Source organism: Streptomyces sp. NPDC005566, assembly GCF_040605575.1.
Taxonomy (GTDB): domain Bacteria; phylum Actinomycetota; class Actinomycetes; order Streptomycetales; family Streptomycetaceae; genus Streptomyces.
The window spans coordinates 24,947-40,750 of the sequence record NZ_JBEXDB010000021.1 but is presented as its reverse complement, the minus strand read 5'-3'; the positions used below and the strand labels follow the sequence as shown (position 1 = coordinate 40,750).

Here is a 15,804-nt window from a genome sequence, read left to right as displayed (position 1 = left end):
AGCACCGGTCACCCACACCACCCACACCTCCACCATCAGCTGCAGCCGCAGCGGGGCGAACGACAAGGAGGCGGCGTGAGCAACGACGCAGCCACCGCGACCAGCACCAGCCGCACGAACCCCCCGCCGACCGAGGGAACCGGCCCGGACGAGGAAGTGCCCGCGCTCGGTCTGGGCGTGTCGCTCCCGCCCGCCGACGCCCGTGCCAAGACGGAGGGCACGTTCCCGTACGCGGCCGACCTCTGGGCGGAGGGCCTGCTGTGGGCGGCCGTGCTGCGTTCCCCGCACCCCCATGCGCGCATCCTGTCGATCGACACCTCGGCCGCCGCCGAGATGCCGGGTGTCCGGGCCGTCGTCACCCATGAGGACATCCCCGGCGACGGGGCGTACGGCCGCAGTGTCGTCGACCGCCCCGTCTTCGCCTCGGAGCTGGTACGCCACCACGGCGAGGCGATCGCCGCGGTCGCCGCCGACCATCCCGACACCGCTCGCCTGGCCGCGGCGGCGATCGCCGTCGAGTACGAGGTGCTCGAACCGGTCACCGACCCGGAGAAGGCCTTCGCGGCCGAACCGCTCCACCCCGACGGCAACCTCATCCGCCACATCCCGTTGCGCTACGGCGACCCGGACACCGTGGGCGAGGTCATCGTCGAGGGCCTGTACCGCATCGGCCGCCAGGACCCCGCCCCGATCGGGGCCGAGGCCGGACTCGCGGTGCCCCGCCCCGACGGCGGCGTGGAGCTGTACACGGCGTCCACCGACCCGCACACCGACCGCGACCTCGCCGCCGCCTGCTTCGGCCTGGAGCCCGACCGGGTCAAGGTCGTCGTCACCGGCGTCCCCGGGGCGACCGGCGACCGGGAGGACCCCGGCTTCCAGATCCCGCTCGGCCTGCTCGCCCTGCGCACCGGATGCCCGGTCAAACTGGCCGCTACGCGCGAGGAGTCCTTCCTCGGCCACGCCCACCGCCACCCGACGCTGCTGCGCTACCGCCACCACGCGGACACGGAGGGGAGGCTGGTCAAGGTCGAGGCCCAGATCCTCCTGGACGCCGGCGCGTACGCCGACTCCTCGTCCGAGTCGCTGGCCGCAGCGGTGGCCTTCGCCTGCGGCCCGTACGTCGTTCCGCACGCCTTCATCGAGGGCTGGGCGGTCCGTACGAACAACCCGCCCTCCGGCCATGTGCGCGGCGAGGGTGCGATGCAGGTCTGCGCGGCCTACGAGGGCCAGATGGACAAGCTGGCGGCGAAACTGGGCATCGACCCGGTCGAACTCCGCCTCCGCAACGCCCTGTCCACCGGCGACATCCTCCCCACCAGCCAGACCGTGACGTGCCCGGCACCGGTGGCGGAACTGCTCCGCGAGGTCCGGGACTTCCCGCTGCCCGCCCTCCCGAAGGACGCTCCCGAGGACGACTGGCTGCTCCCGGGAGGCCCCGAGGGCGCGGGCGAGCCCGGGGCCGTACGCCGCGGCGTGGGCTACGCGCTCGGCATGGTCCACATGCTCGGCGCCGAGGGCACGGACGAGGTCTCCACGGCCACCGTGCGGGTCCACGACGGCGTCGCCACGGTCATCTGCGCGGCCGTCGAAACCGGTCAGGGCTTCACCACGCTGGCCCGCCAGATCGTCCAGGAGACCCTGGGCGTCGAAGAGGTTCACGTAGCGGCGGTGGACACCGACCAGCCCCCCGCGGGCCCGGCGACGCACGGCCGTCACACCTGGGTCTCCGGCGGTGCGGTCGAACGCGCGGCCAAGATGGTCCGCACCCAGCTCCTCCAGCCCCTGGCCCACAAGTTCGGCATGTCCACGGAGCTCCTCCAGATCGCCGACGGCAAGATCACCTCGTACGACGGTGTGCTCTCCACGACGGTCATGGAGGCCATGGACGGCAAGGAACTCTGGGCCACGGCCCAGTGCCGCCCGCACCCCACCGAACCCCTGGACGCGTCGGGGCAGGGAGACGCGTTCGTCGGCCTGGCCTTCTGCGCGGTCCGCGCGGTCGTCGACGTCGACATCGAACTCGGGTCGATCCGTGTCGTCGAGATGGCGGTGGCCCAGGACGTCGGCCGGGTCCTCAACCCGTCCCAGCTGGCGACCCGTATCGAGGCCGGAGTCACCCAGGGCATCGGCGCGGCCCTCACGGAGAACCTCCGCACGGCCCGTGGCCTGATCCGCCACCCGGACCTCACGGGGTACGCGCTTCCGACGTCCCTGGACGCTCCGGACATCCGCATCGTCAAGCTGATCGAGGAACGCGACGTGGTGGCCCCCTTCGGCGCCAAGGCGGCCTCGGCGGTACCGGTGGTGACGTCCCCCGCAGCGGTGGCCGCGGCCGTCCGCGCGGCCACGGGCCGCCCGGTCAACCGCCTCCCGATCCGCCCGCAGGCGGCGGTGGCCTCCCCCAAGTCCTGATCCGGCGGCGCCTGCCGGCTCAGCAGGCGCCGTCGTCGACGGTGGCGGTCAGGTCGTACTCAGGGATGGAGCCGCTGTCGCCGTCCGCTCCCGGGACGAAGATCCCGCCCTGTGCGGACTTCTCCTCCGTGACGTGCATGCAGACGGTGGTGCCGGCACCGCCCCCGGATATCTCGTAGTCGTGCCCGCCCCCGGCCCGCTCCACCGAGATGCGGTGCGCGGGCCCCTGGTCCTCACCCGCCCTCAGGACGTCCGCCTCGATCAGTGAGGCGTAGCCCTCCGTCGGGTCCCGGCGGATCTGTGTGTCGGCGGCCATGGCCCCGGCCGCGTCCTCGGCGGCCTCCCGCACCTCGCTCGCGCTCCAGGTCCCCCTGTCGATGCCGGCCTGGACCGAACAGCCGCCGAAGACGAACACCCCGGCGACCCCGAACGCGGCCACCCGCCCGAACGCGAGGGCCCCGTCCGACGGCTGCCGCGCCGCCCGCGGCCGGGCCCGCCAGTACAGCCGGTACGGGCCGACCGACGCCACGACGAGAAACGCGGCGGCTATGACGAACAAGAAGACGACGACACCCATGCACGCACTCCCCGTGGACCCGGCCGGACAAGGCGCCAGATCCTACGCTGCGGGCCTTCAGCGAGGGCCCCGCGCCCGTCCCGTCCAAGGGGTGCCGGTGTACCGACACTCGGCCGCTTTCGCCCGGAATTACGAACGCCTTTCTTCGTCCGCTCGGCGCGGGGGAAAATGAAACCGATACGGTGAGTAGGTCGGTGGCCGCGTGATTCGGACGAAGCGGTCTGCGCGGATGAACTTGGGGAAATTTGTGACGTTCGATGAAGAATGGGCTGAACTGCGCGCGGCGGCGGCCGCGCGGAGTGCTATGCGGATCAACAGCGTTCCGGCCGAGGGCGGCGGGGGTGGGGGCGGTGCACCCGATCTGGTGGTGAACCGGGACGACCTCGGTGCTATCGGAAATGATGCCTATGACCTGAGGGTGAGGTTGTCGAAGGAGGGTGACAGCGCCCGTCCTTCCACCTTCGACGCGGCGATCGCGCTCACCAACGGCAACTTCGCAAGTGGTGCGGCGGTGCTCAAGGTGCACGACTACTGGCAGACCCATCTGAAGACGCTGCTGGATTCCTGCGCCCATATCTCGAATCACCTGGATTACACCAAGGCCCAGCACGCAAAGGACGAAGTGAAGATCGAGGGAGATCTGGCGCCGATCTCCAAGCTCACGGAATACATGAAGTAGGGCTCGGGGGAGTACGCACATGCTGAATTACGAGGACATAGTTGATGCCCCGGTGGGGAAACTGAAGGCCGCGGCCGACGACTGGTCGGAAATGGCGGGCAAGCTGGACAAGCTCGCCACCCAAGCCACCGACGGGATGAAGGCCAAGGCGGACAAGGCGGCCTGGGAAGGGCTCAACGCGGGTGTCACCAAGGCGTTCGTCGGCAAGACGGCCAAGGAGTTCGCGGACGCTGCGGCCGAGGCCAAGGGTGTGAAACAGATCCTCGAAGAGGGTCACGAGGCCATCAAGAAGGCCAAGGACGCCCTGATCAACATCAGGGACCACGAAGGGCCCGCGGCCGGTATCCGGGTGGGCGGCCACGGCAAGGTCACGGCGCTGCACCCGTTGTCCGAAGACAACACGGCACGGCACGACCCCGACTACTCCCAGTTCCTGCAGCAGGAGAGGAAGAACATCGAGTCATGGCAGAAGAAGATCGACCTCATCGTCGACAACTGCAACGACACCGATGTGTCATTCAAGAACTCCCTTGAGGCAAACGTCACCGACCGCAAGGACTTCAACGCTCCTAAGTACACCAAGCTGGACCAGGAGGAGGCCGCCCGGGCCGCCGCCCTGGTAGCCAAGGGCCGCGACCTCACGCACACCGAACTTCAGTCGCTCAATGAACTGCTGAAGGACAACAGCAATTCGGTAGAGTTCTCCAAGAACTTCTACGAGAAGCTCGGCCCTGAGAAGTCGCTCGCGTTCTTCGGCCAGCTCTCCACGGACACCTACCGGTCCGGCCAGGTCGACAAGGCACGGCTCAAGGACATCCAGGAACTCCAGAAGAACCTGGGGCTCAACCTGGCCACCGCCTCCCATGACAAGGCGTTCACTACGGAGTGGGGCCCGGAACTCCGCAAGATGGGCACGGAACGCATCCCGCTGGCCAAGTACGACAACGCTGGGCCGTACGGGTACCAGCTGCTCGGCGGGATCATGCGGTACGGGAATTACGACCCCAAGTTCCTCAACCCCATCGCCGAACACGTGATCCAGCTGCGGCAGAAGGACCACGACTTCTTCTACGGGTCGAAGGGGCTGCCCGGCGGGCCCGAGAATCCGCTGAACCCCTCGGGTGTCAACGGTTCCGGCTACGACCCGGTGATCAGCATGATGGAAGCCCTGGGACACAGCCCGGAAGCCGCGAAGGAGTTCTTCTCCGCCGACCCCACGGCTTACAACGAGGACGGTACTCCGAAGGGTGGAGCTGCGGACCTCGGTAAGAACAAGGACGGGGAGACGATATCGAGCTACCTGGACTTCTTCCAGAACGAGGACTATGACCCGTTCTACGACGTCACGGGTCACGACCCTGATGACGCGAAGAAGTCGATGGCTTACATGCCCGATGCGCTCGGAAAGGCTCTGGAAGCGGCGACTACCGGACATGCCTGGGACGACCCCATGCCCACGCTGAAGCGGGACGAGGTGACGGCGGGCATCATGAAGGAGGTCATCGACAGTTACGGTTCGGATTCAGGTCTGCTGGGCCGCCACGAAGCGCTGAAGGACAACCTGGGGCGTATGGGTGCCGCGTATATCGACGACCTGAACTACTCCACGTACAACTTCGGGTCGGCCGGCGACGAACTCGGGCGTGACTCGCTGTTTGCGAACAGCAGTGATGGTTCCGGGCGGACTGACTTCGGCGAAGCCGCGAGTCGCCGGTTTATGGGTGTGGTGGCAGCAGATGAAGAGGGCTGGAAGTCGTTGTCATCAGCACAACAGGTCTACGAGGCGAGCGGGCTGAAGGCATTCGGGGCTGAGCACCAGGATTCCGCATTGATCTTCGGGGCCAACGGGGCGAAGGTGCATGGGATTCTCGACGAATCGCGCATTGACGGGATCCATCAACAGTTCAAGGGTGAAGAGGATGCCAAAATACTTGAGATGGAAAAAGATGCCGAGTGGAGGAAATTCGGTGTCAGTTCCGGCGTAGGAGCTGTGGTGGGTGTCGGTACTGCGGTGGTCCTGGGTCCCGCCGCAGGCGTAGTAGCCGCTACAGCAGTTCCTCTCGTCATGGATACCGCGACTGCGGCCATTGACACCGGATACGCCGGCGAGACGATGGACTACCTGAAGGAGCGCGAATATGACAATAATGACGTCGCCCTGACAGGGATTGACAAGTTCAAGGCTGTAGGGGAGCAAGGCGCTGTCACCCCCCTGCTCAACTACGCGGACGAGGTCGGCATGTCGGCGCACGAGAAGCAGCAGCTTTCCTTGGATATCGAGACCTATTACGGGAACGGCAAAACTGCCGCCGGCGATCAGGGGAGGGTCAAGTGATGATGCTGCGCAACTCGAACCGGCTGACCGTTATCGCGGTTCTGGTTATCGGCGGTCTTCTTTCGGGGTGTTCCGGGAGTGAGGACCGCGCAGAACCCCCGGAACTGGGGCGGTGCAAGTCGTTGCTCGGTGCGGGGAACGTGGACGCGGCAGTCAAGACGACAGGCGGAAGCAATGTCGAGGTGAGCGGGACACCTCAGGCGGATGTGCTGGCGGACGGTCTCGTACGGGAGGCGAAGCAGTGGCAGAAGTCGGATCTGCTACACAACTCCTACACCGGTTGCCGAATCGATGTGTTCGAGGGGGACCAACTGAGCGGCACCGTTGATGTATCGGTGAAGTGGTCCGTTCTCTCACTCGGCCTGATGGATAATCCGAAGAACAGACGGACGTGGCGTCAGGTGAACGAATCGGTGTATGTGGCACCTGAACCTGGGCCGGCCCGGATGCAGTTGCTCGCGGCATGCGCGGTGCCCGGAGCAACTACATCGCAGTCGTCCGATCTGCCGCTCCAGTTCGAGGTGTCGGGTGCGAGCCTCGGAGCGGAACTTCGATGGGAGTTGCTGAGAGCGTTTGCTCAGTCGGTGACGGAAGAGATGGGGTGCACGACGCCTCCCGTCATTCCCTCCGTACTGCCTGCGGCTACGTAACGTGGGATGTCTGCCACCGGGGAGGCCGACCTCCGGCACTCGCAACCTGAACGTGACCATCCTGCGTGCGGTTTCGCTCAAGTCGGTGGATGAACTCGGCTGTGAGAACAGTGGCGGCCTCCCGAAGTAGCCGTGTACACCGGCTCGGTCACCTGACCCAGCGTCCGGAGGCCCCTTGGGCCTGCGCACGCAGGAACGGCCGCCCCCGCACCATGGGGGCGGCCGTTCCCTGTCGGGTTCTCCCGCTGGAGGCCGTGACCGGAATCGAACCGATGTAACTCGAGTTGCAGTCGAGCCCCTAAACCACTCGGGCACACGGCCATGTGCCTCTTCTTCGTTGCGTTGTCGACGTTAGGCGCGGGACGCACGGGCCTCAAGGGTGTCGGGCCCGCTGCAACGCGACTGCCATACCGCGTTCATGTTCCGCGGGCGGTCCTACGACCAAGGGACGAGTGGGAGCCCGTCCACCGACAGGGTTCAGTTGGTTGTTTGCCCCTTACTCTGGCTCCATGAGCGCCCTGGAACCGCGTGACGCCGACGTCACGATCCCTTTCGAAGTCAGCGTCGACGCCGCCCCGGCGGAGGGCGTGCTGGGCCGGACCTACCGGGCGCTCAGCATCGGCATCGTCTCCGTCGTGCTGCTGATCGCCTTCGAGGCGACCGCCGTGGGTACCGCGATGCCGGTCGCCGCCCGTGAGCTGCACGGTATTCCGCTGTACGCGTTCGCGTTCTCGGCGTACTTCACGACCAGCCTCTTCGCCATGGTGCTCTCCGGGCAGTGGGCCGACCGGCGTGGGCCGCTCGCGCCGCTCGCCACCGGGATCGGTGCGTTCGGGGCCGGGCTGCTGCTCTCCGGGACGGCCGGGAGCATGTGGATGTTCATCCTGGGGCGGGCCGTCCAGGGCGTCGGCGGCGGGCTCGTGATCGTGGCTCTGTACGTCGTCATCGGGCGCGCCTACCCGGAACGGATCCGCCCGGCGATCATGGCCGCGTTCTCGGCCGCCTGGATCGTCCCGTCCGTCGTCGGGCCGCTCGCGTCGGGGACGGTGACCGAGCACCTGGGCTGGCGCTGGGTCTTCGTCGGGATCCCGGTGCTCATCGTGCTGCCGCTGGGCCTGGCGCTGCCTGCGATCCGGCGGATGGCGGCCGGGCCCACGGACGCCGCGGCGGGGGCGGAGCCGTTCGACGGGCGGCGCATCCGGCTCGCGCTGGGGATCTCGCTGGGTGCGGGACTGCTCCAGTTCGCCGGGCAGGAGCTGCGCTGGCTCTCACTCATCCCGGCCGTGACCGGTGCCGCGCTGCTCGTACCCGCCGTGCGCGGGCTGCTGCCCCGCGGGACGATGCGGGCCGCGCGGGGGCTGCCCGCCGTGATCCTGCTGCGCGGCGTGTCGGCGGGGTCGTTCATCGCCGCAGAGTCCTTCGTACCCCTGATGCTGGTGACCCAGCGCGGGATGTCCCCGACGATGGCCGGGCTGTCGCTCGCGGCCGGGGGGCTGACGTGGGCGCTCGGCTCGTACGTACTGGCCCGGCCCCGCCTGGAAGCGCGCAGGGAGTCCCTGATGGTCGCGGGCATGGTCCTCGTCGCCCTGGCGATCGCGGCGGCGCCGACCGTGCTCATCGAGTCGGTGCCGGTCTGGATCGTGGCGGTGGCGTGGGCCTTCGGGTGCTTCGGCATGGGCATGGTGATCGCGTCGACGAGCGTGCTGCTGCTGAAGCTGTCGGCCCCGCAGGAGGCGGGCGGCAACTCGGCCGCACTGCAGATCTCGGACGGGCTATCCAACGTGCTGCTGCTCACCGGCGGCGGTGCGGCGTTCGCAGCGCTCGGCGGCGGTGCGGTGGGGGCGGCCGTGCACGGGGCGGTGGGGAGCGGGACCGCCGGGTCGCACCCGGGGGCGTTCGCGGCGGTGTTCCTGCCGATGGCGGGGGTGGCGCTGGTGGGGGCGTGGGTGGCCACGCGGGTGCGGACCGAATAGTGGTACCGATGTGACCCCACTAATGGTACCGTGTCGGTATGGCTATGAATCTGCGTCTGCGTGACGACCAGCAGGAGGCGCTCAAGCTCCGCGCGGAAGAAGAGGGGCGGAGCATGCACGCCATAGTGCTTCAGGCGGTCGACCGGTACCTCGCCCAGGAAGCGGACATGCATGAGGTCCGCCGGCTCGGTGCCAAGTATGCGGCGCGCCACGCCGACCTGCTTCGGAGGCTGGGGGAGTAGTGAAGTACCTGACGGTCCAGGAGGTCCTGGACCTGGCGGAGATTGCCTGCGGGGGGCAGCAGGTGGCGGTCCGCGACCTCGGGCTTCTCAGTTCGGCGGTCCACCGCCCCCAGTCCCAGATGTTCGGCATCGAGGCATACACGGATCTCTTCGAAAAGGCTGCCGCACTGCTCCAGTCGCTAGCCGTGAACCATCCCCTGGTGGATGGAAACAAACGCATGGCGTGGATGTGCACAGTCGTGTTCCTCGACTTCAACGGTTCGGAAATGGTCGACGTCGACCAGGACGAGGCGTACAAGCTCGTCATCGAGGTTGCGATGGGCAGTCTTGATGACGTCGGGCAGATCGCCCAACGGCTACGTTCCCTGCACTCAGGTATGTGAGCTGAGTCGCACCCGCACGGACCCTCGGTTTGTTCGTACAAGGATCCGTCCGGAGCGCCGTATGGTGGCCCGGTTGTCCTATCGACGCCGCACCACGTACCCGAGAGACCCGAACCGGAGACCGTGACTACTACCGCCTCCCACCACCTCTCACCCGCCTTTCCCGGCCGCGCCCCCTGGGGCACGGCCGGCAAGCTGCGAGCCTGGCAGCAGGGCGCCATGGAGAGGTACATCCAGGAACAGCCGCGCGACTTCCTCGCCGTCGCGACCCCCGGCGCGGGGAAGACCACCTTCGCGCTGACGCTCGCGTCATGGCTGCTGCACCACCACGTCGTGCAGCAGATCACCGTCGTCGCACCCACCGAGCACCTCAAGAAGCAGTGGGCGGAGGCCGCGGCGCGCATAGGCATCAAGCTCGACCCCGACTACAGCGCCGGTCCCGTGAGCAAGGAGTACCACGGGGTCGCGGTCACGTACGCGGGAGTCGGCGTGCGTCCGATGCTGCACCGCAACCGGTGCGAGCAGCGCAAGACGCTCGTGATCCTCGACGAGATCCACCACGCCGGTGACTCGAAGTCCTGGGGCGAGGCGTGCCAGGAGGCGTTCGACCCGGCGACCCGGCGGCTCGCGCTCACCGGTACGCCGTTCCGGTCGGACACCAACCCGATCCCCTTCGTGGCGTACGAGGAGGGCAACGACGGCATCCGGCGGTCCTCGGCCGACTACACGTACGGCTACGGCAACGCGCTCGCCGACGGCGTCGTCCGCCCTGTGATCTTCCTCAGCTACAGCGGCAACATGCGCTGGCGCACCAAGGCCGGTGACGAGATCGCCGCCCGGCTCGGCGAGCCGATGACCAGGGACGCCATCGGGCAGGCCTGGCGCACCGCGCTGGCGCCCACCGGCGACTGGATCCCCAACGTGCTGAGCGCCGCCGACAAGCGGCTGACCGAGGTGCGCAAGGGTATTCCGGACGCGGGCGGCCTCGTCATCGCGACGGACCAGGAGTCGGCGCGCGAGTACGCCAAGATCCTCAAGCGGATCAGCGGCGAGAAGGTGACCGTCGTCCTCTCCGACGAGAAGGCCGCCTCGAAGCGGATCGACCAGTTCACCGAGGACGGCTCGCGCTGGATGGTCGCGGTCCGCATGGTGTCGGAGGGCGTCGACGTGCCGCGCCTCGCGGTCGGCGTGTACGCCACCACCATCTCGACGCCGCTCTTCTTCGCGCAGGCCGTCGGCCGTTTCGTACGGTCGCGGCGGCGCGGCGAGACCGCCTCCGTCTTCGTACCGACGATCCCGATGCTGCTCGACTTCGCGAACGAGATGGAGGTCGAGCGCGACCACGTGCTCGACAAGCCGAAGAAGGGCAGCGACGAGGAGAACCCGTTCGCCGAGGAGGACCAGCTCCTCGCGGACGCGGAGAAGCTCGAGGACGAGGAGACCGAGGAGCAGCTGCCCTTCGAGGCGCTGGAGTCCGACGCGGTCTTCGACCGGGTGCTGTACGACGGTGCCGAGTTCGGCATGCAGGCGCACCCGGGCAGTGCGGAGGAGCAGGACTACCTGGGCATTCCGGGACTGCTCGAACCCGACCAGGTGCAGCTGCTCCTCCAGAAGCGGCAGACCCGGCAGATCGCGCACAGCCGCCAGAAGCCGGCCGCGGAGGCCGACCTCCTGGAGAAGGCGGCCGAGAACCGGCCGGTGGTCACGCACAAGAAGCTGCTGGAGCTGCGCAAGAAGCTCAACACGATGGTCTCGGCGTACACGCATCAGAGCGGCAAACCGCACGGTGTGATCCACACGGAGCTGCGGCGGGTGTGCGGCGGGCCGCCGAGCGCGGAGGCGACGGCCGGGCAGATCCAGGACCGGATCAAGAAGGTCCAGGAGTGGGCCACCCGGATGCGGTGAGCCCGGCGGCCCGACAGGCCCCGGTGCACGGGCGGCGTGATCCGCGTGTGCACCGGGGCCGCGGTGTCATTCGGGCAGGGCGTCGGGCACTTCGGCGGGCAGGTTCGCCTGTGCGGTGCAGCCCAGTTCTTTGGCTAGGGCGCGGGACACGTCATTGAGGATCGTCATGCGGTCCTTGCCGGTGCTGCCGGCGTTCATTTTGTTCTTCGCCGAGTACATGTCGGCCTTCACGTAGGGAGTACTGCCTTCGGCCCGCTCCGTGGGGCAGGCGAAGAACAAGGAGGTGGCGAGGTCTCCAGTTGCCGACGCATACAACCCGAGCGGGTAGAAAAGCTGGTCGTAGTCCTTGTCCTTGGCTGCCTCAGCCGGATCCGGGTGGCTCTTCCTCGCCATGAACCCGATGGTCATCAGAGGGCGTCCGCTCTCGTCGCCCTCCCGGTACAGGTTGCACTCGTAGTGGGAGACCGCGGAATCCTCAAGGCGCTTCGCGGCTGAATCCGGCGACCACCTTTCCGGATCTTTCAGCTCGGTGTACCCGTTTCCCCCGATGCGCTCCAGTGCGGCCACGCCCGCCGCAGACAGCGTTCCGCCGCAGACCTGGGATGCCGAGAGGACCTCAGGAGGCTTCACGCGGTCCCCGTCGCTGTCGGAGCATGCGGTGGCCCCGCCTCCCGCGAGCACCGCGCAGACGACCCAGCGCACCGACGCCCGTACATGCGTTTCGTTCCTGGTACGGGTGACTGCTCTTCGCATGCCGATCAGTCCTCGTACGGGGCACGCCCGCGATAGTCGTCTTGGCCTGAGCCCAGGTCGTAGCTGTTCTTGATGCCCTCTGCCCAGTTCTGCTCGTCACCGGTTTCACCCAGCTCGGGATTTTCCTTGACATAGGTGTCGTAGGCGCGACCGAGCTGGTCGAATCCCTTGTCGTAGAAATTTTCGCTGGTCATTTGAGCCTCCTCCGTGGGGTCTTTTTCCCTTGCGTCGACACCCTTGTCGACCTCCTGCCCGATAAAGGTGTTGACGGCCTCGCCGACGGCTTCGGTGACGAGCGGAGCGATCGCCACGCCCGCGACGGTGGTGCCGGGCACGGGCAGGGCGGCGATGCCTCCTCCCACGACGATGCCGGCGCCCAGGCCGATCCAGTCCCCCGACCTCGACAGGGACTTGTTGGCGTCCCCGGAGTCGGCCCGTAGCACCGATAATTACCTGTATGCCCTCTTGCGGTGGTATGCGGCGGGTCGATCCACTTATCGAGCCCGAGAGTTTCCTCAAGAGTTGACCATGAATTGAAATGATCAATTGCAATCCAGGCGTGGAGAACCTGTGACACCTGGTGCAGGGGGTTTGAGTGTGCGAGGCCTCGATGTATCGCTCGTCACGGTGCGTCGGCACGGTGCGCGAGGCCGCTCGCGCCTGTCCCGGCGTCCGGCGTGGGGGTGCGCACGCCGGACGCCGAGGGGCGCGCGAGGGCGCGTCGGGCGCCGGGGACGGAAAGTTTTTTGCCAATCCATTTACGGTGAGTTAACAATCGTTCACGTGTGGTCTACGGAGCGTTGTCATGACGTCACCCGACTTGAACGCGCGTAGATGTTCGAGTTCCGGACGGTTCCGCGCTGACCGGCGGTTATGTCATCGCGTATCTGGCGGCGCCCGGATTCTGGACGAGGGCTTCCGCTGAGCGGACCCGGTCGCTAATGTCCCCGAAACATGAAACGCCCCGTGGCAGTGTGGCCGCGGAGCGCAGCCGGTGCCATGGCCAGTCGGCGGCCTCTCCGTGCGTCGCCGCTGGGACCGGCGTCTCACTTCCGGGAGAACCGCCCCGCTCACCAAGAGGGAGAGGGCGTCGTGACCGCGGAGACTTCTCAGACGCTCGACCGGGGACTGCGTGTCCTCAAGCTGCTCGCCGATACCGACCACGGCCTGACCGTCACCGAGTTGTCCAACAAACTCGGCGTCAATCGCACCGTGGTCTACCGACTGCTCGCCACTCTGGAACAGCACGCGCTCGTCCGCCGTGATCTGGGTGGCCGGGCCAGAGTCGGCCTGGGAGTGCTGCGACTGGGCCGCCAGGTGCATCCGCTCGTCAGGGAGGCGGCGCTGCCCGCGCTGCGTTCCCTGGCCGAGGACATAGGGGCGACCGCCCACCTCACCCTCGTCGACGGTGCCGATGCGCTCGCGGTCGCGGTCGTCGAACCGACCTGGACCGACTACCACGTCGCCTACCGGGCCGGCTTCCGTCACGCACTGGACAGGGGCGCCGCGGGCCGGGCGATCCTCACCGCCCGGCAGAAGACGGTCGCCGACCATCCCGGCTACACCCTCACCCACGGCGAGCTGGAAGCCGGCGCCTGCGGCGCCGCTGCTCCGCTGGTCGGGGTGTCCGGCGTGGAGGGCAGCGTGGGTGTGGTGATGCTCGCCGACGCCGTGCCGGAGAGGGTGGGCCCGCGCGTGCTCGACGCGGCCCGGGAGGTCGCGGACGCGCTGCGCTGACAGCACGTAGGGGCGGAGCCGCTCCGCCCCGGGGCTGCGCCGGGCGGACGGGGAGACCCGGCCCCCCGGCGCAGTCCTGCGGAACGGGGGGCGTGCGGCGGCGGTTAGATTGGGCGGGTGCTCACTCGTCTCTCGCGCCCCCGCATCCTCGCCCTCTGCGCGCTGCCGGTCCTCGCCCTGTTCGGTACGGCCGCCTTCGCGCCGCTGCCGTTCACCCTGGCGCAGCCCGGGACGACCGCGGACGTCCTCGGGGACGACCAGGGGAAGCCGGTCATCACGATCAAGGGTGCGCCGACCCGCCCCACGGACGGCGAGCTGCGGATGACGACCATCGTCGCCACCGGGCCGACGGCCGACGTCGGGATCGCTGACGTGGTCGACAGCTGGTTCAGGACGGACCGGGCGGTCATGCCCCGCGACTCCGTCTACCCGACCGGCGGTTCCGAGAAGGAGATCGAGCAGCACAATCTCCAGGACATGGAGGAGTCCCAGGACGTCGCCGTCGACGCGGCTCTGAAGTACCTCGGCAAGGCCCCCGGTTCGGTCGACATCACCCTGCACCTCGCGGACGTCGGCGGCCCCAGCGCGGGCCTGTTCTTCTCACTCGGCATCATCGACAAGCTCGCGGGTGACGGCTCCGGCGGAGACCTGACCGGTGGCCGTACCGTCGCCGGTACGGGGACGATCGAGGCCAACGGCACGGTCGGCGCCGTCGGCGGGGTGTCCCTGAAGACGCAGGCCGCCCGGCGCGACGGTGCGACCGTCTTCCTCGTTCCCCGGGCCGAGTGCAAGGAAGCGAAGGCGGAGCAGCCGAAGGGCCTGAGGCTGATCCCCGTCACGACACTGAGGAACGCGGTGTCCTCGCTGAAGGCTCTGGAGCAGGGGAACAAGGTACCGAGCTGCTGACCGGCTCCCCGGGCCCCTCCATGGTTCGCCAGGCCGGGAACACCAGAGGGCTCAGCGTCGCCAGGAAGTACACCCCGCCCATCGCCAGCAGCGCCCCCGTCGCTCCCATGCCCTCGACGAGCAGGCCCGCCGCGAGACCGCCCACCGGCATGGCGAGCTCACAGCCCGCGGTGAGGGCACCGGACACCCGGCTGCGCAGTTCCTGGGGGACGCGTTCGTACGTCACCGTCGTCAGGATCGGGTTGAGCATGCCGCCCGCGACACCGCCCAGCGCCATGGTGACCGCCAGCGGCAGTGTCGTCCCGGTCAGCGCGGCGACCAGGAACCTCGGCGCCCCGCACAGCATCACGCACACCGTGAACACGGCCCGCCGCGAGAGGCGGTGCCCCACCGCCCCGTACAGCAGTGCGCCCGTGAGGCCGCCCGCGCCGAACAGCGCGGTGAGCAGCCCGAGATCGGTGGCTCCGCCCAGCTCGCCCTCGGCGTGCACGGGCAGCAGAACGGCGTTCCAGCCCTGGTCCGTGCCGTTCATGAACATCACCATGACGACCACGGCGAGCAGCAGCCGGTTGCCGAGCAGGTAGGTGTAGCCCTCGCGGAGTTCGGCGCGGTACGTCCGCAGCGAGACGGGTGCCGCGGCCTTGTGGGGCTCGGCCGCCCCGACCCCTCGTACACCGGCTGCGACCAGCAGCGCGGACAGTGCGAACGTCGCCGCGTCCAGCAGGAGTACGGTCTCGGCGCCGGCGACCGCGATCAGTACGCCCGCGAGCGCCGCGCCGACCATGCGGGCACCGCGCGACACCGCGTCGAAGAGGCTGGCTGCGCGGGCGAGCGTGGTGCCGGCGTGCGCGGCGAGATCGGGTACGAGGACGTAGCGCGCCGTGTTGCCGGGTGTGTGGGCCAGCCCGTTCAGCGCCATCAGTGCGCACAGCATCCAGAATTCGAGTGCGCCCGTGTGGTGCAGCAGCGGGATCGTGGCGATGGCCGCGGCGCAGACCGTGTCGGAGGCGACGGCGACCCGGCGCCGGCCGATCCGGTCGATGACGGGCCCGCCGATCAGCGCGGCGACGACGATCGGCAGGGTCGCGCAGAAGGCGACGACACCGGCCCGGCCGGCGCTTCCGGTGGTTTCCAGGACGAACCACGGCACCCCGATGAGGGTCAGCGACGTGCCTGCCGTGGATATGGAGCTGGCCGCCAGGACGGCTGCGAGTGGCGTGCGGTTCCGCGATGCCGGTTTCCCCCCGTCCAC

The 15,804-nt window shown here is 68.5% G+C and carries 14 protein-coding genes and 1 tRNA gene; 10 read left to right on the top strand and 5 right to left on the bottom strand.

What is annotated here, in order from left to right; all coding sequences use genetic code 11:
- Nucleotides 1-75: 75 nt before the first annotated feature.
- A complete protein-coding gene (locus tag ABZS61_RS28875) occupies nt 76-2,412 on the top strand; it encodes a xanthine dehydrogenase family protein molybdopterin-binding subunit (protein WP_356427459.1) in 2,337 nt (778 codons plus the stop codon).
- Nucleotides 2,413-2,431: 19 nt separating this feature from the next.
- On the opposite strand, the gene ABZS61_RS28870 is transcribed toward ABZS61_RS28875, so the two are convergent.
- Nucleotides 2,432-2,989 (bottom strand): hypothetical protein, encoded by a 558-nt coding sequence (locus ABZS61_RS28870; protein ID WP_356427456.1) that lies wholly within the window; start codon nt 2,987-2,989, stop codon nt 2,432-2,434.
- A 247-nt stretch (nt 2,990-3,236) separates the two neighbouring features.
- Between ABZS61_RS28870 and ABZS61_RS28865 the strand changes: the two genes are divergently transcribed.
- The 3 genes from ABZS61_RS28865 to ABZS61_RS28855 are packed head-to-tail and all read left to right on the top strand — an operon-like array spanning nt 3,237 to nt 6,653.
- Nucleotides 3,237-3,668 carry a hypothetical protein gene (locus tag ABZS61_RS28865; protein ID WP_356427453.1) on the top strand — a complete coding sequence of 144 codons (432 nt, stop codon included), beginning with the start codon at nt 3,237-3,239 and terminating at the stop codon, nt 3,666-3,668.
- A 19-nt stretch (nt 3,669-3,687) separates the two neighbouring features.
- A complete protein-coding gene (locus ABZS61_RS28860; protein WP_356427450.1) occupies nt 3,688-6,003 on the top strand; it encodes a hypothetical protein in 2,316 nt (771 codons plus the stop codon).
- Nucleotides 6,000-6,653: a hypothetical protein gene (locus tag ABZS61_RS28855; RefSeq protein ID WP_356427447.1), complete on the top strand. Its 654-nt coding sequence runs from the start codon at nt 6,000-6,002 to the stop codon at nt 6,651-6,653. The genes ABZS61_RS28860 and ABZS61_RS28855 overlap by 4 nt, the downstream gene beginning before the upstream one ends.
- Before the next feature lie 246 nt (nt 6,654-6,899).
- On the opposite strand, the gene ABZS61_RS28850 is transcribed toward ABZS61_RS28855, so the two are convergent.
- Nucleotides 6,900-6,974, bottom strand: a tRNA-Cys gene (locus ABZS61_RS28850).
- Between the two features lie 188 nt (nt 6,975-7,162).
- Here ABZS61_RS28850 and ABZS61_RS28845 point away from each other — a divergent pair.
- The 4 genes from ABZS61_RS28845 to ABZS61_RS28830 all read left to right on the top strand — a co-directional run bounded on the left by ABZS61_RS28845 (nt 7,163) and on the right by ABZS61_RS28830 (nt 11,156).
- Nucleotides 7,163-8,626, top strand: a complete 1,464-nt coding sequence (locus ABZS61_RS28845; RefSeq protein WP_356427444.1) for an MFS transporter — start codon at nt 7,163-7,165, stop codon at nt 8,624-8,626.
- A gap of 38 nt (nt 8,627-8,664) precedes the next feature.
- Nucleotides 8,665-8,868 carry an Arc family DNA-binding protein gene (locus tag ABZS61_RS28840; protein WP_356427441.1) on the top strand — a complete coding sequence of 68 codons (204 nt, stop codon included), beginning with the start codon at nt 8,665-8,667 and terminating at the stop codon, nt 8,866-8,868.
- A complete protein-coding gene (locus tag ABZS61_RS28835; RefSeq protein ID WP_356427438.1) occupies nt 8,868-9,251 on the top strand; it encodes a type II toxin-antitoxin system death-on-curing family toxin in 384 nt (127 codons plus the stop codon). Before ABZS61_RS28840 ends, ABZS61_RS28835 begins: the two co-directional genes overlap by 1 nt.
- A gap of 123 nt (nt 9,252-9,374) precedes the next feature.
- Entirely contained in the window at nt 9,375-11,156 is a 1,782-nt protein-coding gene (locus tag ABZS61_RS28830) for a DEAD/DEAH box helicase (protein WP_356427435.1), read from the top strand.
- 66 nt (nt 11,157-11,222) lie between these two features.
- Here the strand turns inward: ABZS61_RS28830 and ABZS61_RS28825 are convergent, their stop codons facing one another.
- Together ABZS61_RS28825 and ABZS61_RS28820 are read right to left on the bottom strand one after the other, a co-directional pair.
- Nucleotides 11,223-11,723 (bottom strand): hypothetical protein, encoded by a 501-nt coding sequence (locus ABZS61_RS28825; RefSeq protein ID WP_356427432.1) that lies wholly within the window; start codon nt 11,721-11,723, stop codon nt 11,223-11,225.
- A gap of 191 nt (nt 11,724-11,914) precedes the next feature.
- The gene (locus tag ABZS61_RS28820; protein ID WP_356427429.1) at nt 11,915-12,352 is read right to left on the bottom strand and encodes a hypothetical protein; all 438 of its coding nucleotides are present in this window, start codon (nt 12,350-12,352) and stop codon (nt 11,915-11,917) included.
- A 649-nt stretch (nt 12,353-13,001) separates the two neighbouring features.
- Here ABZS61_RS28820 and ABZS61_RS28815 point away from each other — a divergent pair.
- Nucleotides 13,002-13,646 (top strand): helix-turn-helix domain-containing protein, encoded by a 645-nt coding sequence (locus tag ABZS61_RS28815; RefSeq protein ID WP_069173008.1) that lies wholly within the window; start codon nt 13,002-13,004, stop codon nt 13,644-13,646.
- 117 nt (nt 13,647-13,763) lie between these two features.
- Entirely contained in the window at nt 13,764-14,552 is a 789-nt protein-coding gene (locus ABZS61_RS28810) for a S16 family serine protease (protein ID WP_356427425.1), read from the top strand.
- Here ABZS61_RS28810 and ABZS61_RS28805 read toward each other — a convergent pair.
- Nucleotides 14,482-15,804 (bottom strand): MFS transporter, encoded by a 1,323-nt coding sequence (locus ABZS61_RS28805; protein WP_356427422.1) that lies wholly within the window; start codon nt 15,802-15,804, stop codon nt 14,482-14,484. The two genes, ABZS61_RS28810 and ABZS61_RS28805, sit on opposite strands and share 71 nt — an antisense overlap.

What these genes read in the sequence shown, in the direction of transcription:
- ABZS61_RS28840 (WP_356427441.1), top strand. Translation starts at nt 8,665, where the DNA reads ATGGCTATGAATCTGCGTCTGCGTGACGACCAGCAGGAGGCGCTCAAG.
- ABZS61_RS28845 (WP_356427444.1), top strand. Translation starts at nt 7,163, where the DNA reads ATGAGCGCCCTGGAACCGCGTGACGCCGACGTCACGATCCCTTTCGAA.
- ABZS61_RS28870 (WP_356427456.1), bottom strand. Translation starts at nt 2,989, where the DNA reads ATGGGTGTCGTCGTCTTCTTGTTCGTCATAGCCGCCGCGTTTCTCGTC.
- ABZS61_RS28860 (WP_356427450.1), top strand. Translation starts at nt 3,688, where the DNA reads ATGCTGAATTACGAGGACATAGTTGATGCCCCGGTGGGGAAACTGAAG.